This window comes from Lelliottia sp. RWM.1, assembly GCF_016859735.1.
Lineage (GTDB): Bacteria > Pseudomonadota > Gammaproteobacteria > Enterobacterales > Enterobacteriaceae > Enterobacter.
The window spans coordinates 55,799-79,907 of the sequence record NZ_WLVC01000003.1 but is presented as its reverse complement, the minus strand read 5'-3'; the positions used below and the strand labels follow the sequence as shown (position 1 = coordinate 79,907).

Here is a 24,109-nt window from a genome sequence, read left to right as displayed (position 1 = left end):
GGTAAGCATAGGTTTTTGTTATGTCACCGGACAAGCCCACGATGCTGCTTCATGGTGAACATGTTCTCATCGGCTTTTTTCAGCCACTGTTGCTGGTCATTACGGTTATGATCGAACTCACTGACGCCCCACGAAAATTGCAATGTCCAGGGGTGAAGTTTCCGTTCGTTATAATGAGCCACCTGCTCGGTAAGATAGTGCATCGCTATCCATGCCCCCTGCTCATCCGTATCTGCGAACAGCACCGCAAATTCATCTCCACCAAAGCGGACCAGAAGATCGGCTTCACGGAAAGATGCACGCAAAAGACCAGCCATCACCTTAAGTGCTTTATCCCCCTCTTCATGACCATACTGGTCATTGATCTGCTTGAAATGATCCAGATCCATCCACCCCAGAGTGAGAGGTTCTGCCCGCCGCCTGGCAACAGAAAGAGTAAAGCGGGCAAACTGATTAAACCCACGGCGATTGAACAACCCCGTTAGTTCATCTGTCGTGGCTGCGCTCACTGCCGCAAACTCATCTTCTGCCAGCGCGCCAAGGTCACACAGTACCGACAGATCGGTGTCCGTAAATTCGCGGGGGGCATAATCGAAAATGCATAACGTACCAACGCTTGCCCCGTCACGTAATCGCAGTGGAAATCCGGCATAAAACCGGAAGCCTGGCTGTCCGATGACGAATGGGTTATCCGCAAAACGCGCATCCCGAAGCGTATCGACAACCACCAGCGCAGTTGTGCTCAAAATGGTATAACCGCAAAACGAAACATTACGCGGATATGGCGTCACCGCCTCGCCATCTACAGATTTAGCAATGAGCTGTTGATCGTCAATGATATTGACCATCGCCAGCGGGACGTTAAAAAAACGTTTTGCAAGCCGTGTCAGTCGATCAAATGCCGGAGAAGTGTCAAGTTCAAGCAATCCGGACTCTTGCAAAGAGTGCAGACGTTCCGGTTCATTAGCGGGAATTACAGGTGCTTTCATAACATCTCCTGGCGCTTCGCTTTCTTAAAAGCGTAGCCTAAACAACCGTATTGTCAGTGTGCGAAAATTCGGTTTTTACCCTCTCGTTTGGCCCGGTACAGTGCGTTATCCGCAGCCTGTAGCCAGTCCGTTACGCTCGCCATGTCGCGGGTGGCACATGCAATACCGATACTGAGCGTACAATGCACGGCCTCCTGAGCAACATCTTTCATCACTGCAGCCGCCTCCATAATACGCGTTGCAACAATATGAGCCTCATCAAGCGTGGTACTGGGGAGCAAAATAACGAACTCATCCCCACCCAGACGAGCAGGTGTATCCGTGGGGCGTGTGGCGATATGCAAAATTTGTGACACGGCAGCAAGCATTGTGTCGCCAACTTTATGACCGAAGCGGTCGTTAACATCTTTGAAGTTATCGATATCGATGAACATCAATGCAGATTCACGGCACGACAACTGGAGTTTTTTCAACTCGTGATCAATCCGCTTTTCAAGAAGCCGTCGATTGGCGATATCCAGGAGAGGATCCATCATCGCGATCCGCTCCAGCTCCCGACTTTTGATCCGCAGACGCAGCGCAATACTGTCAGTCAAAATACTCAGGGCCATGAGATAAATGGCAATCAGCGGTAACGTGGCAAACATGGTTCGTTGCGAGACAAAGAGATCAACCGCCATGCCCTGCGTCAGCCAGCTCACGAGGAAAACGCCCAGCATCACCGCAGCCGCTTTTTTCATCAACGCAACGCCACCAGCGGAAAGCCTGTCTGCAAGCAAAATAGTGGCAATGACGACCGACGCCAACGGATTAACCGCCATCATCGCGATCCAGAAACCACCCGCGCCAGCATCCAGCACCAGGTTTTGGTGCTCGGCCATCAGAGGTGAAGGTGAGTTACGGGCGCGTAGCCAGGCCAGCGTAGGCCAGACAAAAGCGTTCATAGCCAGCAAAATCATTAGCCAGACTGAACGTTGATGTTCGATCAAAACGGAAAGTACAGGGAAAAAGACCAGCAACGTACCGAGAATACGCATCAGATACATACGTTTGACAAACCGACTTCCTGGTAAGCGAGTTTTTTTACTGAGTTTGTCAGTTCCGTTCATGCTGCGAATATTCCGATATATTTCTCCCGGTATCTTATTGAGCTTAAAAATACGTAGCAAGCGATTTATCAGCAAAGTGATAACATCCACGCCGCATTCTGCCTAATGTGGTTACGTTTACACCTGGGATGCCCCGTCCTGAGATTCGGCCATTTTCAGGTTGTCGGGCAAACGTGCGCGCGTACGGTTTCGCCCCTCTTTTTTCGAACGATAGAGATACTCATCCGCTTCAGCCATCAGCTTATTAAACACGTCTGTCAGTTGCCATGACTCTGACTTTCCACTACCCAACCCAATACTGACCGTGATAAATAGCGTTTGCTGTTGCCAGGTAAACGGATGATTTGCAATCGATATTCTTATACGTTCTGCCAGTTCAAAGCCCTTTTGCGCATCGCCGGAATTCACCACTACCGCAAACTCTTCGCCGCCCATCCGCGCCACCAGCCCTTCTTCTCCGACAACCTCCTGAACCTGCCTGGCGAAGCTCGACAACACTCTGTCACCACACTCATGCCCGTAGTTATCATTGATATTTTTGAAGTAATCGATATCCAGCAGCATTACCGTCAGAAAGCGCGTATGTCGATGGGTCTCTTCCCGTTTGAGCGCCTCATACAACCCTGATCGTGAATAGACATGAGTCAGGAAGTCATAATCGGCCCGCAGCGACACTTGTTGAATCAACGAGTTGATCGCCGCCACACTCACGGAAACCATCACCGGACAAATCGCCATCGTCGCAATACCCAGACGAGCCGAGAACATCATCGGAGTCGAGAGCGGTGTCGCAACTGCAATATTAATAATCGAGTTTGCTACCAGAATAATCTCGACCGCGCCCGTGACAAACGTCAGCAGGCAAGTGACGGGGAGTGAGTAGCGAACTGCACACCAGATCAGCGCCGGCAATGGAAATGCCAGGCTCCCCGCTCCGCCAATCACTACCGATGCCATCACAGAGACAATCAATGCCAGAACCGGGAACAGATGCTCCAGACGCGGCTCCAGCGGTCTCATACGTTCAGGCATTCGCACCGTCAACATACACGGCAGGATCAACACACCTGTCGAGAACTGTTCGCTGAACCAGTCTGCAAAAAGTGGCCAGAAGGTTTGACTGTCAATCCCTACGGAACCCACCGCCCCCAATAGCGCACAGAGTAACGCTGCAATCAGGCAGTAGTTAAACAACCGCAACGCATTAATAGGATCGGGCGTTTTCCTCATCAGTTGCTTATCACGCAGTACCAGCAAGGCCACCGTGATAATAAACACCATATTCGACAGATTGATGACAAGCGACGCCACTCCCCAACTGGTCGTTACCGCGTCATACACGAGCATAGCCACATACGACACAGCATAATAATGCAGGCGGTTCAGGAAAGCGTAGCGGGCAAATACCCCCGCCATGACACCATTAAGGGGCCAGAAAAGGGATAACGCTTCTACCAGACGTAACTCCGCACCGATAAAATAAAACAGCGTGGTCAGGAGAAATATCCCCGCAGCATTTCGCAGCGGGCTTTCTGGTCGAAAAAGTGTGAACGCAGAGAGAGAAGAACGCATTAAATATCAATCCATATAATTGCTTATCGCAATTATTTGCGGTCGTCAGGATGAATAAGAATAACCTAACATGCATCTATAACACATATACGACAGGATCATAACTCGTCAATTTTAGGCGTTCATTTGGAGCACCAGCCAGTGATGGATAACGCTGACAATATAGTGCTGCTGTTGCGCACTGAGCGGCACGTCTTTTGGGAGCCCGTGCCATTTTTCCAGACACCCCCGACAGCAGGTTGCCGTCGCGTGTTGAGCGATAAATACGGGATGCCCGCGCATGGGCGTCTGTTTGCCGTCGTTTGCGGGATGCGCTGGCGCAAGGCGCTGGGCGACGAAATCAGCGGCATGCTGATCGATAGTCTCAGCCCCTTTGTCCCAACAATATTGCCGCTCTTTCGCCCCTAAGCGAAAACGTGAACGAAACGTCGAACGTGCAAGCCTTGCGAATAAAAGATCGAAGCCGGACATCAGTAAACAGACCGCCCCAGACGTTGGGTCAGTTGTTCTAGTACCGCGACGCCCGCAAGCGAATTTCCGGTATTGTCCAGTTCAGGACTCCAGACGGCAATCGCCATCTCATGTGGCACAATTGCCACTACACCCCCGCCGACACCTGATTTTGCAGGGAGGCCGACACGCCAGGCAAACTCCCCGGCATTCTGATACATCCCGCTGGTCGCCATAAGCGCGTTGATCTGGCGAGCCTGTAACGGGGAAACCACTTCCTGGGAGAGATGCGGCGCATAACCCTGATGGGCCAGAAACAGAAATGTCTTTGCCAGTTCGACACAATTCATTTTCAGCGCACAGTAGTGAAAATAGTTTTGCAGGACGGTGGCCACATCATTATGAAAATTGCCAAAGGACTTCATCAGCCAGGCAATCGCCGCATTACGGGCTGAGTGTTCAAACTCAGAGCGCGCCACCACTGCATCATAGGCAATATCCTGAACACCACACAGCAGGCGTACAATTTCCAGCATCCTCTGGCGAGGCGCACTAAGACGGCTTTGCAGCATGTCACACACCACCAGCGCTCCGGCGTTGATAAAGGGATTGCGTGGTTTTCCCTGCTCAATCTCAAGCTGTAGCAGAGAGTTAAACGGCTGGCCGGACGGGTCTTTCCCGACACGCTGCCAGATTTCCTCTTCCGGGTACTGGCGCATGGCCGCCACCAGACTCAGTACTTTTGAAATTGACTGAATGGAGAAGCGCTCCGTTGCATCTCCGGCCTGATAACGTTGCCCATCAACCGTACAAATGGCGATACCCAGTTTGTTGCCACTGACCGACGCCAGAGCCGGAATATAATCCGCAACCTTCCCTTGTCCCAGTAATGGACGCACCTGCGCCAGAATCTCGTCCAGCATCTCATTATGGATGACCGCAGCCACTCGTTACTCCTTGCCCTCAGGCTAAATCGGGCTGCGAGTATAACAGAGGCGAATATGTCACGTCAGGCCGGAAGGCGAAAACGCGAAACAGCCTGCAGCAATAGATCCGACTCGAGATGCAGGCGATCGGAAGCCTGTGAAGCGCCAGATACCAGCGCATCCGTTTGTCGTGACACCTGATTTAGCGCCTGAAGCTGACGCGTCATCTGATGAATACTTTCCCCCTGGCTCAGGGTGGCGGCCGAGATATCATTCAGTAAACTGCTCAGATTCCCCACCAGTCCAGTGACCTGCTGCAGATTATCCTCAAGACGAGTCACGGCTTTCGACCCGTCTTCAATGCCCTGCAACGAGTGGTTAATCAGCTCCTGAATCGTCTGCGTTGAGTGACTGCTTTTTCGGGCCAGCAGCCCAACTTCTCTGGCAACCACCGCAAAACCGCGTCCCTGATTGCCGGCATGCGCGGCTTCAATCGCTGCATTGAGGGCCAGAATATTGGTCTGAAACGCAACGCTATCGATCATCGCGACGATGCCGCGCATCTCAGAGGATCGATCCACAATCGCCTGCATGGAGGCATTGACGGTCGACATCATCATGTCGCCACCCGCCGCAGCCTGACGCGCTTCATCTGCACGTGAACTGGCGAGTTTCGCATAACCGGTATTGCCTTCTACGTGCGTTTCCAGGGCCGCGATATGGGCCGTCACATCATCAAGCTCTTTCGCCTGGCGAGCCGACTGTTGATAAAGCTTCTGGTTCCCTTGCGCCAGCGAACCGATATTATCGACCATCGAGGTGGTCGCATCGCTCACCTGGGTAACCAGTTGCTGAAGCCCCTGCTGCATGGTCATCACGCTGTCGCTAAGCTGTCCCATTTCACGGTTAAATCGCATCACGCCCGGAGGATGTCCAGACAAATCACCTGCCGCAAGTTGATCGATATGCGCAATCAGTTTCCGAAGCGGCGTAATCACCCATTTCGCCATCCCAAACCAGACTGCAACCGCAATGGCCAGCAACACCAGCGGCGCGAATAAAAAAAGCGTTTGCAGCCCAGAGAGTTGTTCCATCAGGGATTGTCTGCCCTGCATCGCCTGTTGCTCACTCATCTGCTGAAAGCGCGCATAGTTGTCGTTGAAATCGGTCTGAAACGCCTGAGCCGGCACAGCAAAAAAAGCATCAATCGAATTGGTTTTGACCAGACCTTCCGCCTGCTCTTTAATGGCCCCGTAAAAAAGCTGATAGCTATTGACCAGAGCATCATCCTTTGGCGGGTTAAGTGCCAGCCACGCATTCCACGCCTGCTGAGAAACCGCCAGTGCCTTTTGCGCTTCATCCATCAGGCTGTGCCAACTCCCGTCGGAACCCGTCTCTTTATCCTGCATGAAGTAGACACCGGAGCGGTTGAGCAGATCGCTCGCCGCCAGAAGTGAAACGCGCGCTAAATCCAGTTTCCCCTGCTGCTGATAGGCGAGCTGATTATGTTGTTCATTACGCTGGGCTTCCCGTAAGGAGGCGGTAAGCAGGACTGAAGAGGAAAGTTGCAGTGCGGAGAACAGCCCAATAATACAAAAGATGCCTGCCAGCAGACCAAACTGACGCGGAATGAGGCGCTGCGCAATACGGCGGAAAATTTGCGTTAGGTTCATAATATTCTTCTGTAACAATGCGTTAGACGCGAGGGAGTCTACGAAATGAAAATGACAGAACCATTGCAGAAAAATGACAAAGACCTTCTCATCGCAGGTCTATTCCAGACAGAAAACTGCACTCAAGACTCCGGTATGATGGAAAAGAGAGGCCTTCCGGCTATATATGATCATTAACTCACATAGTGCCGGGGGTCAGATATGTCTGCCAGGAACGATAGTCCTGTAATAGAGGGGAATGGGACCTTAGTCCTTCTTCTTCACGCTTATACCAAAAACGCATTGTCACTTTCATCCCTGAAACAAGCCGTCAAAAAACAATGGCCGCACGCATTAATCTACTCTCCTGATTTGCCTCTGGAACTTAGCTCAACGGCCGATCCTAACCAAATCGCGGCAGATGTATTGCTCTCCCTTGAGAATGAAATTAATAATGCAGGACACCCCATCACGAATATTGTCTTTGTTGGCCACAGCTTTGGTGCATTACTGGCCCGGAAAATCTATGTTGTAGCATGCGGCGAAACGGCTGAAGCACCTTTTGAATCTCCTTTTCATGCCCGCGGTGAGCACTTATCCGACGGACGACTTGCCAGCAGGCCTTGGGCAACAAACGTCTCCCGGTTAATTCTGATGGCAGGCATGAACAGAGGCTGGCGTATTAACCATCATTTACACCTTTTCAGAGCAGCAGGATGGCTGTTGGGTATAGCGCTGGGCAATGCCATGAGAGCCGTGACAGGACGAACCTTCACGATTTGCTCCATCCGTCAGGGAGCAGAATTTATCACCCAACTGCGTATTCAATGGATTAGAATGCGCCGCAACAGCGTTATTTCTCAGACGCCAACTGGCAATGCAACAACGATCCAGTTGCTGGGGTCACGTGATGACATTGTCGGTCCGGACGATAATATTGATCTGGTCTCAGGCGGTGAATTTATCTATCTGGATGTTCCATATTCTGGTCATGCTGATGTCGTGAATTTTGATGACCCCCAATATGGGGCAGGCCGGAAAAATGTTTTTATTGATGCGCTAACGGATCCCATACCACAGTTAAAACAAAGCAGCATTCTCCCTGCGGATGATCCCTTTGCCAGCCCTAATCCGTTGGTCACACGGGTCGCATTTGTCATTCACGGCATCAGAGACAAAGGTTACTGGACGCAAAAAATTGCCCGTCATATTAAGCAACGCAACAAAAACAGCCCCAATATATGGGCAACTGAGACATCCACTTATGGCTATTTCCCTATGTTGCCCTTCCTTTTCCCCTGGTATCGTCGGCAAAAAGTTGAATGGTTGATGGACCAATACACGCAGGCGTTAGCGAGATATCCTAATGCAACATTTTGCTATGTCGGGCACAGTAACGGTACCTATATGCTGGCCAAAGCGCTTGAACTTTATCCATGCTGTTTTTTCGAAAATGTCGTCTTCGCGGGCAGTGTGGTTCATCGAAACTATAACTGGGATCGCTACCTGAATAGCTCACCCCCCAGAGTTAAAGCCGTACTCAATTTTGTTGCCACAAGAGATTGGGTCGTCGCTTGTTTTCCAAAATTCTTTCAGTTTATGGGGTTTCAGGATCTCGGAAGCGCTGGTCATGATGGGTTTACTCTGTCCCCACAATCAAATGCACACCAGGTGACTTACATTCCCGGGGGCCATAGTGCGGCTATTGAGGAGCCACTTTGGGAGTGTATTGCCAGCTTTATCGATAAGGGGACTGTTGCATTAGGCCAAAACAATAAACTCAGCCGCTCTCGCGTCATATTACTGGTTTTGATTGGTCTGTTCCCGCCCATTGTTTGGGCAATGATTGCACTCATCGCCTGGGGAGGATGGATGCTACTTGCCTGTATTATTACAGCTTTAGTCCCACAATCCATTGAAGCACAGACAACAGGGTTCGCACTGGCAACTTACCTGTTATTTCTTTGGCTGCTACTGACACGGATATAGTCTGTTGTACGCCAATGGCCTCCACGGGAGGCCATTGGTTTTATCAAACGCGATCTTTCCATACTGTCTGCACATTGCAGAATTCATGCAAACCGAAGTGTGAAAGCTCTCGCCCAAAACCGCTCTTCTTCACGCCGCCAAACGCAACGCGGGCATCGCTGGCACTGTAGCCATTAATAAACACCCCGCCACACTCCAGCTCACGGGAGAACCGATCAGCCAGAGCGTCGCTGGCAGTAAAGACCGTAGCCGACAGACCAAAATCGCTGTCATTCGCCAGTTGCAGGGCATGTTCCGCATCCTTTGCCACGCTAACAGCGGCGACCGGACCAAACAGCTCCTGACGGAACGCCGTCATGGCAGGAGTCACGTTAGCCAGTACGGTTGGTGCATAGTAATTGCCTTCCCCGGGGATCTTCTCGCCTCCGATCAGAAGTGTCGCACCTTCCGCAAGCGTTGCCTGTACTTGTTGATGCAGTTCATCTCGCAGATCAAAGCGTGCCATCGGCCCGACATAGTTATCCTCCTGGTCCGGAGCGCCCATCTTCAGGGCAGCTACCGCCTCAACGAAACGTTGCGTAAAGCGGTCGGCAATCCCCTCCTCGACAATGAAGCGTTTCGCTGCGGCACACACCTGTCCGGTATTTTGATAACGTCCGGTGACAGCGGCTTTCACAGCCAGATCCAGGTCGGCATCATTCAGTACAATAAAGGGATCGGAGCCGCCCAGCTCCAGCACGCATTTTTTCAATGCGGCTCCTGCCTGCGCACCGATGGCCGCCCCCGCTCTCACACTGCCCGTCACGGTAATGGCCGCAATACGACGATCGTTAATCGCCTGGCTTACACCGTCGTTCGTGGCATTCACCCAGCCAAATACCCCCTGAGGGAAATCAGCATCGGCAAAAATCTGCGCGATAAGCGAAGCCGAACCCAGAACGTTTGGCGCATGTTTGAGCAAATAGCTGTTTCCGGCCAGCAGAATAGGAACGGCCCCGCGCAGCACTTGCCACAGCGGGAAGTTCCACGGCATGACGGCCAGAACAGGTCCCATCGGACGATACTCAATGACTGCCTTATTATTGTCGACCTGGGTGGGTTCAGCCTTCAGCATCTCCGGGCCATGTTCCGCATACCAGTCGCACAGGCTGGCTGATTTCGTCACTTCAGCACGTGCCTGCAAGATGGGTTTACCCATTTCACGGGACATCATTTGTGCCATCTCTTCAGCGCGATGACGCAGCGCAGCGCCTAAGTCACGCAGTTTCTGTGCCCGGTGCGCGACAGTCGTCCCGCGCCACTGACGAAAACCGGCATCCGCCAGGGCGATGGCACGATCAACCTGTTCCTGGGTTGCCCACGGATAAGCGGCCAGCGTCTCGCCATTGGCCGGGTTCACAGACTGTGCATGTGTAGCAGGTGAATGAGTCATGATGGTCTCCTTGCGATAACAGTTGATTCATTGTGACCCACTCTGCTATTTCTTAAAAATGAATAATACTAACCACCTTATTCACGAATCGAGAATGCTATGGACTTAACTCAGCTTGAAATGTTTAACGCCGTCGCACAAACCGGCAGCATCACCCAGGCGGCACAGAAAGTGCATCGTGTCCCGTCGAATCTGACCACCCGCATCCGCCAGCTTGAAGCCGATCTTGGCGTGGAATTATTTATTCGCGAGAACCAGCGTCTGCGTTTATCCCCCGCCGGGCACAACTTCCTGCGCTACAGCAAGCAGATACTGGCCCTGGTTGATGAGGCGAGAATGGTCGTTGCCGGTGATGAGCCTCAGGGGCTGTTTGCCCTTGGGGCGCTGGAAAGTACCGCCGCGGTGCGCATTCCTGAAACGCTGGCACAGTTCAACCAGCGTTATCCCCGTATTCAGTTTGCTCTCTCTACGGGGCCTTCCGGAACCATGATTGATGGCGTGCTGGAAGGAACGCTCAGTGCGGCCTTTGTCGACGGTCCTTTATCGCACCCTGAGCTGGAAGGTATGCCGGTCTATCGGGAAGAGATGATGCTGGTTGCCGCAGCGGGACACCCGACGGTATCTCGCGCAACTGATGTAAGTGGAAGCGATGTGTACGCGTTTCGCGCAAACTGCTCCTATCGCAGGCATCTGGAGAGCTGGTTCCATGCAGACCGAGCAACGCCTGGGCGTATTCATGAGATGGAGTCGTATCACGGCATGCTGGCCTGCGTCATTGCTGGCGCAGGCATTGCGCTGATGCCGCGTTCCATGCTGGAAAGTATGCCGGGACATCATCAGGTGGAAGCCTGGCCACTGGCAGAAAACTGGTGCTGGCTCACGACCTGGCTGGTATGGAGACGCGGCGCACTGACCCGTCAGTTAGAGGCATTTATAGCACTGCTAAACGAACGTCAGCCACCAGCGCCTTCTCCATAAACAGGCTGAGCGGATCGTCAACATAGGGAGCAAATGCCGGGCGTAACGCGTAGCCGCCCCGCTCATACAGACGAATAGCGGCAGGCTGTTTGATCCCGGTTTCCAGACGTACTGTATGGCAATGACGGCTCAGAGCCTCATCTTCCAAGGCCGCAAGTAGTTTTTCACCTAAATGTTGCCCACGGTGCGTCGGGTCAATATAAACACGCTTCATTTCGCCCGTGCCGTCGCCATTCAGCACCACCGCGCCACACCCTACCGCGGTGAGGTGGTGGTCGCGAATGATCATCAGTATCAGCGAAGCCTCATCAAGCTCAGCCAAATCAATAAGATGATTGCTCTCAGCGGGATAGAGGTCACTCTGATAGCGATCGAGCGCCGCGATCAGGTTCAGGATATCAGGATGGTGTGCAGATTCAGAGGTAATGGAATACATGGCAGGCTCCTTGTCGTTTTTATTTCAACATAGCCTCGCCCACTTAAGGGTGCATCATAGTATTAACTTATGCTTCCTTTCGCCTGTTGCACGACGCCTGCCCCGGCAGTATTTTTGTCCAAAGTCCGCGTTTAATCAGAATGGAAACAAAATGAACACCAAAGCCCGTAAAGTGATGATCATTGGCGCTGGCAACGTTGGCGCATCAGCAGCCTATGCCCTGCTTAACCAGAACATTTGTGAAGAGCTGATCCTGGTCGATTTGAACCGTGAGCGTGCCGAAGGCCATGCGCAGGACCTGAGTGACGCCGCCGCCTATATGCCAGGCATGATGACCATCTCAACGCGTGAAGCCCGTGACTGTGCAGATGTGGATATCGCTGTCATTACCGTCTCGGGCGGTGCACTGAAGCCCGGGCAAACACGGCTGGATGAACTGAACAGCACCGCGCGAATTGTAAAAAGCATTGTCCCGCAGATGATGGAGAACGGTTTTAAAGGCATTTTTCTGATTGCCACTAACCCGTGCGACATTATTACCTGGCAGGTATGGCAACTCTCCGGGCTGCCGCGCAGTCAGGTCATCGGGACGGGCGTCTGGCTGGATACAACCCGCCTGCGCCGCACGCTGGCGCAGGCTCTGGATATTGGCGCGCAAAGCATTGATGCCTTTATTCTGGGTGAGCATGGTGACACCCAGTTCCCGGTATGGTCGCATTCATCGGTGTACGGTTCGCCCATTGCTGAAGTGTACCAGCGTCATACAGGACATGCCCTGGACCGGGAACAACTGGCCGAAAGTGTACGTAAACAAGGCTTTGAGATATATAACCGCAAAGGCTGTACGGAATACGGTATTGCCGGAACCATCGCCGAGATCTGTCGCAATATCTTCACCGGCAGCCATCGTGCTCTGGCGATCTCCTGCATTCTGGACGGTGAATACGGTGTGGAAGGGGTTGCAACGGGAGTTCCGGCCGTTCTGGCGCAAAGTGGTGTTCAGCAGATTATTGAGCTGCAACTGGCGGAAGATGAACAGGTCAAATTCCGCCATTCTGTTGAGATGATTAAAAGCAATATCGCTCGTTTACCCTGATGTCACTCCGGTCGCAGGAAAATTTTGCCTTTCAGGTATAACGTTGCCTGACCGCCAATCAGTACGCGGTCGCCCTGTAATTCACAACGCAGATCCCCGCCACGGGCAGAAACCTGGCGGGCATTCATCCGCGTTTTCCCCAGTTTTTCACTCCAGTACGGAATCAACATACTGTGCGCTGAGCCAGTCACGGGATCTTCCGGTACGCCTTCCCCAGGACAGAAGAAACGGCTGACAAAATCGTACTGCTCACCGGGAGCTGTGACACAGACCATTTTCCCCAGTGGGATCATGGCGGCGATATCCGGTGTTAACGACTCAACCTGCTGCTGACTCTCCAGCACCACCAGATAATCCCGTCCGACACGAACCTCTTTTGCCTCACTCACGCCTAACGCACTGAAAAGCAACGCAGGTGGGTTGTCGACCGCTTCCGCTGACCACGCCGGGAAATTCAGCGTTAACCAGTCACCGTTGCGTTTGACCGTCAGGTTGCCGACAAAACGTGTGGAGAAAGTGATTTCCGTGTGTGGGTAATCAAGATATTCAAAGATGACGTGTGATGCGGCAAGCGTTGCATGACCGCACAGGTTGATTTCGTATTGTGTCGTGAACCAGCGCAGTTCGAATCCATCATCCGTTCGCACAAAAAACGCCGTCTCAGACTGATTATGCTGCTGGGCCATCCTGAGTAATGTCTCATCCGGCAACCATGCCTTGAGCGGGCATACCGCCGCCGGATTCCCCCCAAACGAAGCATCACTAAACGCATCAACCAGATAAAAATCAATCTCCTGCATTGCCTTACCTTTCGTTTTTGCTGTGTTGTTCTTTATATTCAATGAAAACAACATCCTCCGCTACCGCTGTCATAAGGTAAATTTTGAGATCTAAATCACATAATGATTGAGTTTTAACCGTTTAAAGCTTTAAGATCGCCTTCTCCTCATTTAAACAACGACCCCCAGATATCTCTATGACAACGAACACTGTTTCCCGCAAGGTCGCGTGGCTACGTGTGGTCACGCTTGCCATTGCCGCATTTATCTTCAACACCACGGAATTCGTTCCCGTCGGACTGCTGTCTGACATCGCTGCGAGTTTCCAGATGGAAACCGCTCAGGTTGGCATCATGCTGACCATCTACGCATGGGTGGTGGCACTGATGTCGCTACCGTTTATGTTACTGACCAGCAAGATGGAGCGGCGCAAACTCCTGATTGGCCTGTTTGTGTTGTTTATTGCCAGCCACGTCCTGTCGTTCATGGCATGGAACTTTACCGTTCTGGTGATAAGCCGTATCGGGATCGCTTTTGCGCACGCTGTGTTCTGGTCTATTACTGCCTCGCTGGCTATTCGTCTCGCGCCGGCCGGCAAACGCGCCCAGGCGCTGAGCTTGATCGCGACAGGTACAGCACTGGCGATGGTATTAGGTTTGCCGATTGGCCGCGTTGTCGGGCAGTATTTTGGCTGGCGTACGACCTTCTTCGCTATCGGTGTCGGGGCATTAATCACGCTTCTGTGCCTGATTAAATTGTTGCCGAAACTGCCAAGCGAACATTCCGGCTCGCTGAAAAGCCTGCCGCTGCTGTTTCGCCGTCCTGCCCTGATGAGCATTTATCTGCTTACCGTGGTAGTGGTTACCGCGCACTACACCGCCTACAGCTATATTGAACCCTTTGTTCAGACGGTCGCCGGATTCAGCGCCAGCTTTGCCACTCTCCTGTTGCTGCTTCTTGGCGGCGCAGGCATCATCGGCAGCCTGTTGTTCGGGAAGCTTGGCAATCACCATGCCTCTGCTCTGGTGAGCAGTGCCATTGCGTTGCTGACGGTATGTCTGGTTCTGCTCATGCCAGCTGCAGAGAGTGAGATGCATCTGGCGGTACTGAGTATATTCTGGGGCGTGGCGATCATGATCATCGGGCTGGGTATGCAGGTAAAAGTACTTGCGCTTGCACCAGATGCAACGGATGTGGCGATGTCGCTGTTTTCAGGGATTTTCAATCTGGGAATTGGCGCAGGTGCGCTGGTGGGGAATCAGATAAGCCTGCATATTTCGATGTCAGCGATTGGCTACCTGGGGGCGATTCCGGCACTCGCCGCGCTTATCTGGTCAGTGCTTATCTTCCGTAAATGGCCTGTGAAACTGGAAGAACAGGCACATCACGGGTGAATTTTTTGCCCGACGGCGCTTTGCTAGCACGGGCCTGTACGTCTTCCTGGCCGGGTAAGCGAAGCGCCACCCGGCAATAAACTCAGTGGTAAGTCTTAATAATTTCCAGCACGCCATTAATAATAAACTGCACGCCCATACACACCAGCAGGAAACCCATCAAACGGGAAATGGCCTCGATACCGCCCTTGCCCACCCAGCGCATAATTGCACCTGAACTGCGCAGCGAACCCCACACAATAATGCCAATAAGTGCAAAAATGACGGGCGGCGCGACGGTCACTACCCAGTCCGGGAATGTCGTCCCGTCACGTACCGTGGAGGCCGAGCTGATAATCATCGCTATTGTCCCCGGCCCCGCCGTACTTGGCATGGCTAATGGTACAAAAGCGATATTGGCGCTCGGTTCTGTTTCCAGCTCTTCTGATTTACTTTTCGCTTCAGGTGACTCATGTGCTTTTTGCGCCGGGAACAACATTCTGAAACCGATAAACGCCACAATCAGCCCACCCGCAATACGCAAGCCGGGAATAGAGATCCCGAAGGTATTCATGACCAGTTGTCCAGCGTAATACGCGACCATCATGATGGCGAACACGTACACAGAAGCCATCATCGACTGATGATTACGCTCCGCGCTGTTCATGTTTCCCGCCAGCCCCAGAAATAACGCCACTGTCGTTAACGGGTTTGCCAAAGGCAGTAACACCACCAGCCCAAGACCAATTGCTTTAATCAAATCCAACATAGTGCGTCGCTGTCCTTATCCATAATCAACTTCGCAATTATAGGGGGAAACTGTAGGTTTGAGCCATCAGCACAAGGTAAGGATTATTTACACTCCGTACGATAACTCTTCGTTATGTTTCTGATTTGAAAGCACTCAAGAAAAGTTCATGAAACGTTTTAGCAAATCGTGGCATCGGCCAATTCATTCAGTTGACTTATACTTGCCTGAGCAATAATATCTGCCGTGATTAAACTACTTGCCAGGGCAACCATTGTGAAAAGCACCAGTGATCTCTTTAACGAAATTATTCCACTGGGACGTCTTATTCACATGGTAAACCAGAAAAAAGATCGCCTGCTCAATGACTATTTGTCACCGCTTGATATCACAGCGACACAGTTCAAAGTGCTGTGCTCCATTCGCTGCGAAGTGTGTATCACACCGGTTGAGCTGAAAAAGGTGCTCTCTGTCGATCTGGGTGCATTAACCCGCATGCTGGATCGTCTCGTCTGCAAAGGATGGATAGAACGAAGCCCTAACCCGAATGACAAACGTGGCGTGTTGGTGAAACTCACCCGCGACGGCGCAGCAATGTGTGAGCAATGTCATCAGTTAGTAGGACAAACACTGCACCAGGAACTAACAAAAAACTTAACGGCGGATGAAGTGGCAACGCTTGAGCACTTGCTTAAGAAAATCCTGCCGTAAACAGAAAGAGGTATGACGATGTCCAGACGCAATACTGACGCTATTACTATTCATAGCATTTTGGACTGGATCGAAGATAACCTGGAATCGCCGCTCTCCCTTGAGAAAGTGTCAGAGCGTTCAGGTTACTCAAAATGGCACCTGCAACGGATGTTCAAAAAAGAGACCGGGCATTCATTGGGTCAATACATTCGCAGCCGCAAGCTGACAGAAATTGCCCAGAAGCTGAAAGAAAGCAATGAACCGATCCTGTATCTGGCGGAGCGTTATGGGTTTGAATCGCAACAAACTCTGACGCGGACGTTTAAGAACTACTTTGACGTGCCGCCTCATAAGTATCGCATCACCAGTATGCCGGGTGAATCCCGATACCTGTATCCGTTAAAACACTGTAGCTAATCATCGCCTGTAAAGACGTAACCGAGGAAATCATGAAAGTTATCGCCTCCGCCGCCCTCACCTTGCTGGTGCTGGTCTCCGGCCAGACCTTCGCGGAGCAAACACCCCGTGTAGCACAGCAGAACAATCGTGATGCGATGATCCTGCCCTCTGCACATGACCAGTCACCTTTTGATTTCAATCATATGGGTGCTGGCAGCGACAAATCCGACGAATTAGGCGTGCCATATTACAATCAGCACGACCTCTGATTCGTTTTTGCCCCGCTGATGCGGGGCTTTTTTATGCCTTAATGTCTCACCTGCGTCGCTCGACGCACGCGCAATCCAAAAACGTTAATGTACAGACCGGCCATAATCAGCGCCGCCCCCAGCAACTGCAACGCACTGAGCTGCTCTCCCAACAGTAACGCCGCACTGGCAATCCCCACCACCGGAACCAGCAATGACAGCGGGGCCACGCGCCAGGTTTCATAGCGCCCGAGCAGCGAGCCCCAGATACCGTAACCCACAATCGTGGCGATAAACGCCAGATAGATCAGCGACAAAATGGTGGTCAGGTCAATATTCACCAGGCTGTTGATCATCAACGTCGGGCCATCAAACACAAAAGAGGCTACCATGAACGGTACAATCGGGATCAGTGCACTCCAGACCACGAGTGACATGACGGGAGGACGCGCTTCATGCTGCATGATCAGTTTGTTGAAAATATTCCCGCACGCCCAGCTCAGGCCCGCCGCCAGCGTCAGCATAAAACCGAGCAACGCCACATGCTGGCCGTTCAGGCTTGCTTCTACCAGCACCAGCACACCAAAAACCGCCAGCGTGATCCCTGCCAGTTGCTTGCCCTGTAAACGCTCACCAAAGAAAAACGCCCCGAGAATGATGGTAAAGAAAGCCTGGGCCTGTAACACCAGGGAAGCAAGCCCCGCAGGCATACCAAACTTAATCGCGCAAAACAGAAAGGCAAACTGGCCAAAGCTAATTGTCAGGCCATAACCCAACAGCAGACGAAATGGAATTTTAGGGCGGGCAACAAAAAACAGCGCCGGGAAGGCCACCAGAAGAAAACGTAACCCCGCCAGCATTAATGGCGGCATATTGTGTAAACCGACTTTGATTACGACGAAATTAAGCCCCCATACCACGACCACCAGCAACGCCAGCAGCCCGTCTTTACGCGTCATACCCTGCCCCTGATTATTAAATTTTTGTAAACAGATTCAAGGTAACGAAAAAAAGCGCGAAGGAAAAGATCATTAATTCTGGCAGTCAGGCGAAGCACTTACGGATAAATTAGGTGCTATACAAGCCCCTTATGGCGTGTTACTCCTGATAAGACACAACAAAAAATCATAAGCACATGTCGGACAGGAATATGAAAACATCTCTCAGGCGCTCAACCGCAGCGTTGTTGGCATCCTCATTGTTATTAACCATTGGTCGTGGCGCGACATTGCCGTTTATGACCATCTATCTCACCCGTGTTTACAACATGAGCGTTGAGAATATTGGTTATGCACTGACCATCGCACTGACCATCGGTGTGGTGTTTAGCATGGGCTTTGGCATCCTGGCAGATAAGTTCGATAAGAAACGCTACATGTTGATCTCCATTGCGGCCTTTATTGCCGGGTTTGTAGCGATTCCGCTGGTAGATAACGTCACGCTGGTGGTGATGTTTTTCTCCCTGATTAACTGCGCTTATTCCGTCTTTTCTACCGTACTGAAGGCCTGGTTTGCCGACGTGCTCACACCGAGTGAAAAAGCGCGCGTCTTTTCACTCAACTACAGTTTTTTAAATATCGGCTGGACGGTCGGGCCGCCGATTGGCACGTTACTGGTGATGTACAGCCTGCAACTGCCATTCTGGCTGGCGGCATTTTGCGCCGCGCTGCCCCTGGTCTTTATCCAGCGGTATGTGCAGAGTATTGCAGCAGATACGGTTCAGGAGACAACGCCGTGGCAGCCTTCGGTGTTACTGCGCGACCGCGCCCTGTTCTGGTACACACTCTCTGGCCTGCTCGCGTCATACGTAGGCGGTTCTTTTGCAACCTGTATTTCCCAGTATGTTCTCGTCGCCAACGATGACAGTGATTTTGCGCAAAACGTGGTGGCCGTCGTGCTTCCGGTTAACGCAGCAGTTGTGGTGACGCTTCAATACATCATTGGCCGCAAAATTTCCGACCGTAATATTCGCCCGTTGATGGCCATCGGCACGCTGTTCTTTGTGCTTGGGCTGGGCGGGTTTATGTTCTCTGGCAGTAACCTCATTTACTGGGGCGTCGCGGCGGCGGTCTTTACGCTCGGGGAGATTATTTATGCTCCGGGTGAATACATGTTGATCGACAACATCGCCCCTCCCGGTATGAAAGCGAGTTACTTCTCCGCACAAGCGCTGGGGTGGCTGGGTGCGGCGGCAAACCCGATGATTACCGGTATCATTCTGACCCATCTGCCACACTGGTCGCTATTTGTGATTATGATGGCGGCGATTGTGATTGCCTGGCTGATGATTTTACGCGGAATGAGCGTGAAGGCGTGGCGCGAAGAGGTAAAAACAGCCTGAACGGCATGCGGGGTGGCGCGGTTACCACCCCGTATGCGTGGATTAGTGGTGGAGCATCTCGTCCACAACCTGCTCTTTGTACATCTCGTTCGGGTAGTACGTCGGCCAGTTATCCATCTCTTTTAACAACGCTTCATGGGATGTGTTGCCCATAAAGATATGGAAATGGCTGGACGCTTTCGGCCCAATGATATGATCGCTGAACTGGACAAACTTCGGTGCTTTACTGGTGGAATCCTTACATTCGAACAAATAACGAACGCCTTTCTTCCCTGAGGTATAGGTCAGGATTTTGTAGCCGCTGTAATCGTAATGACAGCTGCTCACCTCTTTGCCTTTGTGGAACTCCATGACATTGTTTTCAATACCAATGGTTTCCACGTCGGTCGCATACCCTTTGCGGTAATAGGCTTTAACCTCATCAAAGGATTTGCTTTTATCCTTTTCCGCTTTCTTCTTAAACACCGGGTCCAGCGCACCGTCAACTAAGTAAGGATAAACGGACTGCCAGACACCGTCCCAGTCAGACAGCTTCCGGTCTTTAACGTCTTTATCTTCAAACACGCCGTTCGCCGCTTTCTGTTCCGCTTCGGTCATCTGGTGACCGTGTGAATGGGCAAACAGCTGGCCGCTGACCAGCAGCGCCCCCAGAGTCATTGCAAATTTCCCAATATGTGCAGCCAAAACAAAACCCTCACTCCGTTTTATAAGAGCGAGAATGTTATATTATAACATCTCAGATCGCAACCCGTCCGCGCACACCTTCCTGCTCCATATTTTCACCCCGGCCACGCTGAATGATCGTCCCTCGGGACATGAGCAAGTAGCTATCGGCCAGCTCTGCTGCAAAATCGTAAAACTGCTCCACCAGCAGAATCGCCATATCGCCCCGGTCAGCAAGTTTACGGATCACCAGGCCAATCTCTTTGATTACTGAAGGCTGAATGCCTTCCGTGGGTTCATCCAGAATAAGCAGTTGAGGACGACTTGCCAGCGCACGTCCAATCGCCAGCTGTTGCTGCTGCCCCCCGGAAAGATCGCCCCCCCGGCGATACTTCATCTCTTTTAAAATGGGGAACAGCTGCCAGACCTCCTCCGGTACGTTTTTCGCTTCCCGCGCCGAAAACCGGGACAACCCCAGCAGAAGGTTCTCTTCAACGGTTAAGCGCGGGAAGATTTCGCGCCCCTGAGGCACATACGCCACCCCCGACTGCACCCGCTGGTGCGGTTTACTGTGCGTGATGGGTTTCCCCTGCCACATCACCTCTCCGGTACGTGCCGGGATCAACCCCATCAGACATTTAAGCAGCGTGGTTTTTCCAACCCCATTACGCCCCAGCAGACACGTAACTTCGCCAGTCACCGCCTCAAAACTTACACCCCGCAGGATATGGCTCCCACCGTAATACTGATTCAGTTCGTTAACCTGTAACATCATGGCTCCTTAGCGTCCCAGATAAACGTCTATTACCTGCTCGTTGGCCTGCACGTCGCGAAGCGAGCCTTCTGCCAGCACCCGCCCCTGATGCAGGACCGTCACATGATCGGCAATGGTTTCCACAAAGCCCATATCGTGCTCCACCACCATCAGGGAATGTTTTCCCGCCAGCGTACGAAACAGCTCTGCCGTGTACTCGGTTTCGGCATCGGTCATTCCTGCTGCGGGTTCATCCAGGAGCAACAGATGCGGGTCCTGCACCAGCAGCATTCCGATTTCAAGAAACTGCTTTTGTCCATGAGAGAGCAACCCGGCGCGCCTGTCCCGTTCACTGCTCAAACGCAACAGCACCAGCATCTCATCGATGCGATCAATCTGTTCGCTATTCAGTTTTGCCCACAAACTTGCCCAGACAGATTTGTCACTCTTCATCGCCAGTTCAAGATTTTCTGATACCGTCAGCGCTTCAAACACCGTCGGCTTCTGGAATTTCCGCCCGATGCCCTGGCGGGCGATGGCGGCAGAATCAAGGGCCGTCAGATCAACCGATTGATCATAAATCGCCCGCCCGCTCTGAGGCCGGGTTTTGCCGGTGATGACGTCCATCAGCGTGGTTTTGCCCGCACCATTTGGTCCAATCACACAGCGCAGTTCGCCAACACCAATATTCAGAGAAAGATCCGTCAGCGCCTGAAATCCATCGAAATTAACGTTTATCGCCTCAAGCTGTAGCACGGGATCGGTCTGGTCACGAAACCGATCACCCGGCAACTGACGGGTAAACAATCCTTCGGCTGGCTGCATTATTTCTCTCCCTTACGAAACAGTCCGTAGACGCCGCGCGGTAAAAACAGCGTGACGGCGATAAAAATCAGCCCCAGAAACAGTTGCCAGTATTCCGGCATCGCAACGGTAAAAATACTTTTCGCACCGTTTACCAGTGCCGCGCCAATAACGGGACCAACCAGTGTGCCACGCCCGCCCAAAGCCACCCAGATGGCGGCTTCTATCGAGTTAGTGGGCGACATTTCACCGGGATTGATAATGCCAACCTGCGGGACATACAGCGCCCCCGCCAGGCCGCACAACACGGCGGAAAGCGTCCATACCAGTAGCTTGAATCCGCGCGGGTCGTAGCCACAAAATGTCAGCCGGTTTTCAGCATCGCGCACGGCCGTTAAAATCCGGCCAAACTTGCTTTTTGCCAGCGCAAACCCAACCCCCAGAGCCAGGAGCAGTAACACGACGGTCGCCAGAAAAAGCGCGATACGCGTTGAGGTGGCGGTGACGGAAAAGCCCAGCAGTGTCGTGAAACCGGTAAAGCCGTTATTGCCGCCAAAGCCCGTTTCATTGCGAAAGAACAGCAACATTCCTGCATAGGTCAGCGCCTGGGTCATGATCGAGAAATAGACGCCTTTGATTCTTGAACGGAATGCAAACCAGCCGAAGACCAGCGCCAGCAGACCAGGAACCATCACAATCAGCACCAGCGCCCAGGCAAAATGCTGCGTTCCCCACCAGAACCAGGGCAGCTCACTCCAGGAGAGAAATGACATAAATGCGGGAAGCCCTTCACCAGACGCCTGGCGCATCAGGTACATCCCCATGGCATACCCTCCAAGCGCGAAGAAAATACCGTGCCCCAGCGATAACATCCCGGCATACCCCCACACCAGATCAAGCGCGACCGCCACAATGGCATAACAGAGAATTTTGCCGGTTAAGGTCAGCATCCAGGTCGATAAGGCCAGCGGATGGCTGGCGGGCAATAAGGCGAAAAATGGCATAATCAGCAAGAGTGCGACCAGCAAACAGCCGACAATTTGCGTCGTCCGTGGCGCTTTGCGCGCCAGCGTTAAGGTAAGTGGCTGGCTCATTAGTCTGTAACCCTCCCTTTCAGGGCAAACAATCCCTGCGGACGTTTCTGAATAAACAGTATGATCGCCACCAGAATCAGGATTTTACCCAGCACCGCGCCCATCTGTGGTTCAAGGATTTTGTTGAAAATGCCCAGACCAAAGGCCGCCGCGACGCTGCCGGCCAGTTGACCAACACCCCCCAACACCACCACCAGGAAGGAGTCGATGATATAGCCCTGGCCCAGCTCCGGCCCGACGTTACCGAGCTGCGAAAGTGCCACACCGCCCAGACCTGCAATACCTGACCCAAGACCAAATGCCATCATGTCAACGCGACCAGTCGGTACGCCGCAACAGGCCGCCATACTGCGGTTTTGCGTCACGGCACGCACGTTCAGACCCAGACGGGTTTTATTCAGGATAAGCCAGGTAAAGAACAGCACCAGCAGGACAAAACCCAGCACCACAATCCGATTCCACGGCAGCGTCAGGTTGGCAAAAACCTGCACCCCGCCGGAGAGCCAGGCCGGGTTGGCGACCTCAAGGTTTTGCGCACCGAATGTCATGCGCACCAGCTGAATGATCATCAAGCTGATGCCCCAGGTGGCGAGCAGGGTTTCCAGCGGTCGGCCATACAAATGACGGATGATCGTCCGCTCAAGTATCATTCCCACGGATGCCGTGAGCATAAACGCAACCGGCAAAGCGACGACCGGATAAAGCGTCAGCCACTGCGGGGTAAACTGCGTCATCCCCTGCTGAACCATCCAGGTGGCATATGCGCCCAACATCAGCATTTCGCCGTGAGCCATGTTGATAACACCCAGCAGGCCATAGGTGATCGCCAGCCCCAGTGCAGCCAGAAGTAAGACCGACCCAAGAGAAAGCCCCATAAAGGCTTGTCCGAGTATGTCGCCCCACATCAGGCGATGCTGGATGTGACGCAGGCTCTCTGTGGCAGCCTCCCGAACGGTGGCATCCGGCTCGGTCTGGGCCTGCGTAAACGGTGTGAGTTTCGCCTGAACATCCGGATCATCAGACTGCCCCAGCAGCCCGACAGCCTTACGACGAATATCCGCCTGCGGACTGGTTAACTGCAGGTTGGCAAGCGCCAGCATAAGCGCCTGACGCGCCACGCTATCCGTCTCACCGCTCACGCGTTTTTGCAGAAAATCGAGCATATCTGGCTGGGCATCACGCTGAAGTTGCCGTGCGGCAACTCGCCTTTCCGTTACGTTGTCACTGACAAGCTGATGCGTTGCCAGCGCCGTCGCGGCCAGCACCCGCAGGCGGTTCGTCAGGCGAACGGCTTTGGTCTGCCCCTCAGCCGCCGTCGACTCCCCCAGGGCGATCATCGCGTCGTTGTGGCGAGCAAACGCATGCTTCTGACTGTCGACGTACAGATTTTCCTTTTGCAGCGCCTGAAGCAACGGCAGCCGCGTCGGATCGGGCGCGGCTGCCCACTGCTCCAGCATCGCAGCCTGCTGGCTGCGATTTGCGGCAACAAAAACATCGGCATCCGCTGCCTGCACCATCCCTGGCAGCAGTCCGGCAAGCCACACTATGGCGACAAGAATGCGCATGGCGTTCATGGCTTTTCTC

24 protein-coding genes are annotated in these 24,109 nt (G+C 52.8%); 8 read left to right on the top strand and 16 right to left on the bottom strand.

Annotation, left to right across the window (positions count from 1 at the left end; all coding sequences use genetic code 11):
• Positions 1 to 23: 23 nt before the first annotated feature.
• From GF617_RS03575 to GF617_RS03550, 6 genes are all read right to left on the bottom strand, one after another.
• Entirely contained in the window at positions 24 to 989 is a 966-nt protein-coding gene (locus GF617_RS03575; protein ID WP_203451069.1) for a sensor domain-containing diguanylate cyclase, read from the bottom strand.
• A gap of 53 nt (positions 990 to 1,042) precedes the next feature.
• Complete coding sequence (locus tag GF617_RS03570; protein ID WP_239006319.1) at positions 1,043 to 2,035, bottom strand: sensor domain-containing diguanylate cyclase; 993 nt, start codon at positions 2,033 to 2,035, stop codon at positions 1,043 to 1,045.
• Between the two features lie 180 nt (positions 2,036 to 2,215).
• On the bottom strand, positions 2,216 to 3,670 hold the full coding sequence (locus tag GF617_RS03565; RefSeq protein ID WP_203451067.1) for a GGDEF domain-containing protein: 1,455 nt from the start codon (positions 3,668 to 3,670) through the stop codon (positions 2,216 to 2,218).
• Between the two features lie 114 nt (positions 3,671 to 3,784).
• Entirely contained in the window at positions 3,785 to 4,141 is a 357-nt protein-coding gene (locus GF617_RS03560; RefSeq protein ID WP_181623497.1) for a DUF4186 domain-containing protein, read from the bottom strand.
• Positions 4,141 to 5,067, bottom strand: coding sequence for a glutaminase B (glsB, locus tag GF617_RS03555; protein ID WP_181623496.1), 927 nt, complete (start codon positions 5,065 to 5,067; stop codon positions 4,141 to 4,143). Before glsB ends, GF617_RS03560 begins: the two co-directional genes overlap by 1 nt.
• Positions 5,068 to 5,129: 62 nt before the next feature.
• On the bottom strand, positions 5,130 to 6,719 hold the full coding sequence (locus tag GF617_RS03550; RefSeq protein WP_181623495.1) for a methyl-accepting chemotaxis protein: 1,590 nt from the start codon (positions 6,717 to 6,719) through the stop codon (positions 5,130 to 5,132).
• Between the two features lie 201 nt (positions 6,720 to 6,920).
• Here GF617_RS03550 and GF617_RS03545 point away from each other — a divergent pair, with 201 nt between their 5' ends.
• On the top strand, positions 6,921 to 8,687 hold the full coding sequence (locus GF617_RS03545; protein ID WP_181623494.1) for an alpha/beta hydrolase: 1,767 nt from the start codon (positions 6,921 to 6,923) through the stop codon (positions 8,685 to 8,687).
• 43 nt (positions 8,688 to 8,730) lie between these two features.
• Here GF617_RS03545 and sad read toward each other — a convergent pair whose 3' ends face one another.
• Positions 8,731 to 10,119, bottom strand: a complete 1,389-nt coding sequence (gene sad, locus GF617_RS03540) for a succinate-semialdehyde dehydrogenase (protein ID WP_203451066.1) — start codon at positions 10,117 to 10,119, stop codon at positions 8,731 to 8,733.
• 99 nt (positions 10,120 to 10,218) lie between these two features.
• Between sad and GF617_RS03535 the strand changes: the two genes are divergently transcribed.
• Positions 10,219 to 11,097, top strand: coding sequence for a LysR family transcriptional regulator (locus tag GF617_RS03535; protein WP_203451065.1), 879 nt, complete (start codon positions 10,219 to 10,221; stop codon positions 11,095 to 11,097).
• On the opposite strand, the gene GF617_RS03530 is transcribed toward GF617_RS03535, so the two are convergent.
• Positions 11,051 to 11,533 carry a GNAT family N-acetyltransferase gene (locus GF617_RS03530; protein WP_181623491.1) on the bottom strand — a complete coding sequence of 161 codons (483 nt, stop codon included), beginning with the start codon at positions 11,531 to 11,533 and terminating at the stop codon, positions 11,051 to 11,053. The genes GF617_RS03535 and GF617_RS03530 overlap by 47 nt on opposite strands.
• A gap of 151 nt (positions 11,534 to 11,684) precedes the next feature.
• On the opposite strand from GF617_RS03530, the gene GF617_RS03525 reads away from it, so the two are divergent.
• A complete protein-coding gene (locus GF617_RS03525; RefSeq protein WP_203451064.1) occupies positions 11,685 to 12,629 on the top strand; it encodes an L-lactate dehydrogenase in 945 nt (314 codons plus the stop codon).
• 2 nt (positions 12,630 to 12,631) lie between these two features.
• On the opposite strand, the gene GF617_RS03520 is transcribed toward GF617_RS03525, so the two are convergent.
• Positions 12,632 to 13,429 (bottom strand): PhzF family phenazine biosynthesis protein, encoded by a 798-nt coding sequence (locus tag GF617_RS03520; protein ID WP_203451063.1) that lies wholly within the window; start codon positions 13,427 to 13,429, stop codon positions 12,632 to 12,634.
• Positions 13,430 to 13,605: 176 nt separating this feature from the next.
• Between GF617_RS03520 and GF617_RS03515 the strand changes: the two genes are divergently transcribed.
• Positions 13,606 to 14,802, top strand: a complete 1,197-nt coding sequence (locus GF617_RS03515; RefSeq protein ID WP_181623487.1) for a sugar transporter — start codon at positions 13,606 to 13,608, stop codon at positions 14,800 to 14,802.
• Positions 14,803 to 14,884: 82 nt separating this feature from the next.
• Here GF617_RS03515 and GF617_RS03510 read toward each other — a convergent pair whose 3' ends face one another.
• Complete coding sequence (locus GF617_RS03510; RefSeq protein WP_181623486.1) at positions 14,885 to 15,550, bottom strand: MarC family NAAT transporter; 666 nt, start codon at positions 15,548 to 15,550, stop codon at positions 14,885 to 14,887.
• Positions 15,551 to 15,805: 255 nt separating this feature from the next.
• Between GF617_RS03510 and marR the strand changes: the two genes are divergently transcribed.
• Genes marR through marB form a run of 3 tightly spaced genes read left to right on the top strand, consistent with a single transcriptional unit; the run spans position 15,806 to position 16,890 of the window.
• Complete coding sequence (gene marR, locus GF617_RS03505) at positions 15,806 to 16,240, top strand: multiple antibiotic resistance transcriptional regulator MarR (RefSeq protein WP_181623485.1); 435 nt, start codon at positions 15,806 to 15,808, stop codon at positions 16,238 to 16,240.
• A gap of 18 nt (positions 16,241 to 16,258) precedes the next feature.
• Positions 16,259 to 16,639, top strand: coding sequence for an MDR efflux pump AcrAB transcriptional activator MarA (gene marA / locus GF617_RS03500; RefSeq protein ID WP_001303241.1), 381 nt, complete (start codon positions 16,259 to 16,261; stop codon positions 16,637 to 16,639).
• Positions 16,640 to 16,671: 32 nt separating this feature from the next.
• The gene (marB, locus tag GF617_RS03495; protein WP_181623484.1) at positions 16,672 to 16,890 is read left to right on the top strand and encodes a multiple antibiotic resistance protein MarB; all 219 of its coding nucleotides are present in this window, start codon (positions 16,672 to 16,674) and stop codon (positions 16,888 to 16,890) included.
• 38 nt (positions 16,891 to 16,928) lie between these two features.
• Here the strand turns inward: marB and eamA are convergent, their stop codons facing one another.
• Positions 16,929 to 17,828: an O-acetylserine/cysteine exporter gene (eamA, locus tag GF617_RS03490; RefSeq protein WP_181623483.1), complete on the bottom strand. Its 900-nt coding sequence runs from the start codon at positions 17,826 to 17,828 to the stop codon at positions 16,929 to 16,931.
• Between the two features lie 191 nt (positions 17,829 to 18,019).
• Between eamA and ydeE the strand changes: the two genes are divergently transcribed.
• A complete protein-coding gene (gene ydeE / locus GF617_RS03485; protein ID WP_181623482.1) occupies positions 18,020 to 19,210 on the top strand; it encodes an efflux MFS transporter YdeE in 1,191 nt (396 codons plus the stop codon).
• A 42-nt stretch (positions 19,211 to 19,252) separates the two neighbouring features.
• Here ydeE and zinT read toward each other — a convergent pair whose 3' ends face one another.
• From zinT to urtB, 5 genes are read right to left on the bottom strand one after another with little or no spacing between them, the layout of a single operon-like run.
• Entirely contained in the window at positions 19,253 to 19,894 is a 642-nt protein-coding gene (gene zinT / locus GF617_RS03480; RefSeq protein ID WP_181623481.1) for a metal-binding protein ZinT, read from the bottom strand.
• A gap of 52 nt (positions 19,895 to 19,946) precedes the next feature.
• Complete coding sequence (urtE, locus tag GF617_RS03475; RefSeq protein ID WP_203451192.1) at positions 19,947 to 20,645, bottom strand: urea ABC transporter ATP-binding subunit UrtE; 699 nt, start codon at positions 20,643 to 20,645, stop codon at positions 19,947 to 19,949.
• Positions 20,646 to 20,654: 9 nt separating this feature from the next.
• Positions 20,655 to 21,452 (bottom strand): urea ABC transporter ATP-binding protein UrtD, encoded by a 798-nt coding sequence (urtD, locus tag GF617_RS03470; protein WP_181623480.1) that lies wholly within the window; start codon positions 21,450 to 21,452, stop codon positions 20,655 to 20,657.
• Entirely contained in the window at positions 21,452 to 22,525 is a 1,074-nt protein-coding gene (gene urtC / locus GF617_RS03465; RefSeq protein ID WP_181623479.1) for an urea ABC transporter permease subunit UrtC, read from the bottom strand. The genes urtD and urtC overlap by 1 nt, the downstream gene beginning before the upstream one ends.
• A complete protein-coding gene (urtB, locus tag GF617_RS03460; RefSeq protein WP_203451062.1) occupies positions 22,525 to 24,099 on the bottom strand; it encodes an urea ABC transporter permease subunit UrtB in 1,575 nt (524 codons plus the stop codon). The genes urtC and urtB overlap by 1 nt, the downstream gene beginning before the upstream one ends.
• Positions 24,100 to 24,109: the final 10 nt, after the last annotated feature.

Excerpts from the sequence above, each read along its gene's own strand:
- urtC (WP_181623479.1), bottom strand. The coding sequence starts at position 22,525 with ATGAGCCAGCCACTTACCTTAACGCTGGCGCGCAAAGCGCCACGGACG.
- GF617_RS03535 (WP_203451065.1), top strand. The coding sequence starts at position 10,219 with ATGGACTTAACTCAGCTTGAAATGTTTAACGCCGTCGCACAAACCGGC.
- GF617_RS03575 (WP_203451069.1), bottom strand. The coding sequence starts at position 989 with ATGAAAGCACCTGTAATTCCCGCTAATGAACCGGAACGTCTGCACTCT.
- eamA (WP_181623483.1), bottom strand. The coding sequence starts at position 17,828 with ATGACGCGTAAAGACGGGCTGCTGGCGTTGCTGGTGGTCGTGGTATGG.
- sad (WP_203451066.1), bottom strand. The coding sequence starts at position 10,119 with ATGACTCATTCACCTGCTACACATGCACAGTCTGTGAACCCGGCCAAT.
- GF617_RS03515 (WP_181623487.1), top strand. The coding sequence starts at position 13,606 with ATGACAACGAACACTGTTTCCCGCAAGGTCGCGTGGCTACGTGTGGTC.
- urtE (WP_203451192.1), bottom strand. The coding sequence starts at position 20,645 with ATGTTACAGGTTAACGAACTGAATCAGTATTACGGTGGGAGCCATATC.
- urtB (WP_203451062.1), bottom strand. The coding sequence starts at position 24,099 with ATGAACGCCATGCGCATTCTTGTCGCCATAGTGTGGCTTGCCGGACTG.
- marA (WP_001303241.1), top strand. The coding sequence starts at position 16,259 with ATGTCCAGACGCAATACTGACGCTATTACTATTCATAGCATTTTGGAC.
- GF617_RS03550 (WP_181623495.1), bottom strand. The coding sequence starts at position 6,719 with ATGAACCTAACGCAAATTTTCCGCCGTATTGCGCAGCGCCTCATTCCG.
- urtD (WP_181623480.1), bottom strand. The coding sequence starts at position 21,452 with ATGCAGCCAGCCGAAGGATTGTTTACCCGTCAGTTGCCGGGTGATCGG.
- ydeE (WP_181623482.1), top strand. The coding sequence starts at position 18,020 with ATGAAAACATCTCTCAGGCGCTCAACCGCAGCGTTGTTGGCATCCTCA.
- GF617_RS03530 (WP_181623491.1), bottom strand. The coding sequence starts at position 11,533 with ATGTATTCCATTACCTCTGAATCTGCACACCATCCTGATATCCTGAAC.
- GF617_RS03545 (WP_181623494.1), top strand. The coding sequence starts at position 6,921 with ATGTCTGCCAGGAACGATAGTCCTGTAATAGAGGGGAATGGGACCTTA.
- GF617_RS03525 (WP_203451064.1), top strand. The coding sequence starts at position 11,685 with ATGAACACCAAAGCCCGTAAAGTGATGATCATTGGCGCTGGCAACGTT.
- GF617_RS03510 (WP_181623486.1), bottom strand. The coding sequence starts at position 15,550 with ATGTTGGATTTGATTAAAGCAATTGGTCTTGGGCTGGTGGTGTTACTG.
- GF617_RS03570 (WP_239006319.1), bottom strand. The coding sequence starts at position 2,035 with ATGTATCTGATGCGTATTCTCGGTACGTTGCTGGTCTTTTTCCCTGTA.
- GF617_RS03560 (WP_181623497.1), bottom strand. The coding sequence starts at position 4,141 with ATGTCCGGCTTCGATCTTTTATTCGCAAGGCTTGCACGTTCGACGTTT.
- marB (WP_181623484.1), top strand. The coding sequence starts at position 16,672 with ATGAAAGTTATCGCCTCCGCCGCCCTCACCTTGCTGGTGCTGGTCTCC.
- GF617_RS03520 (WP_203451063.1), bottom strand. The coding sequence starts at position 13,429 with ATGCAGGAGATTGATTTTTATCTGGTTGATGCGTTTAGTGATGCTTCG.
- GF617_RS03565 (WP_203451067.1), bottom strand. The coding sequence starts at position 3,670 with ATGCGTTCTTCTCTCTCTGCGTTCACACTTTTTCGACCAGAAAGCCCG.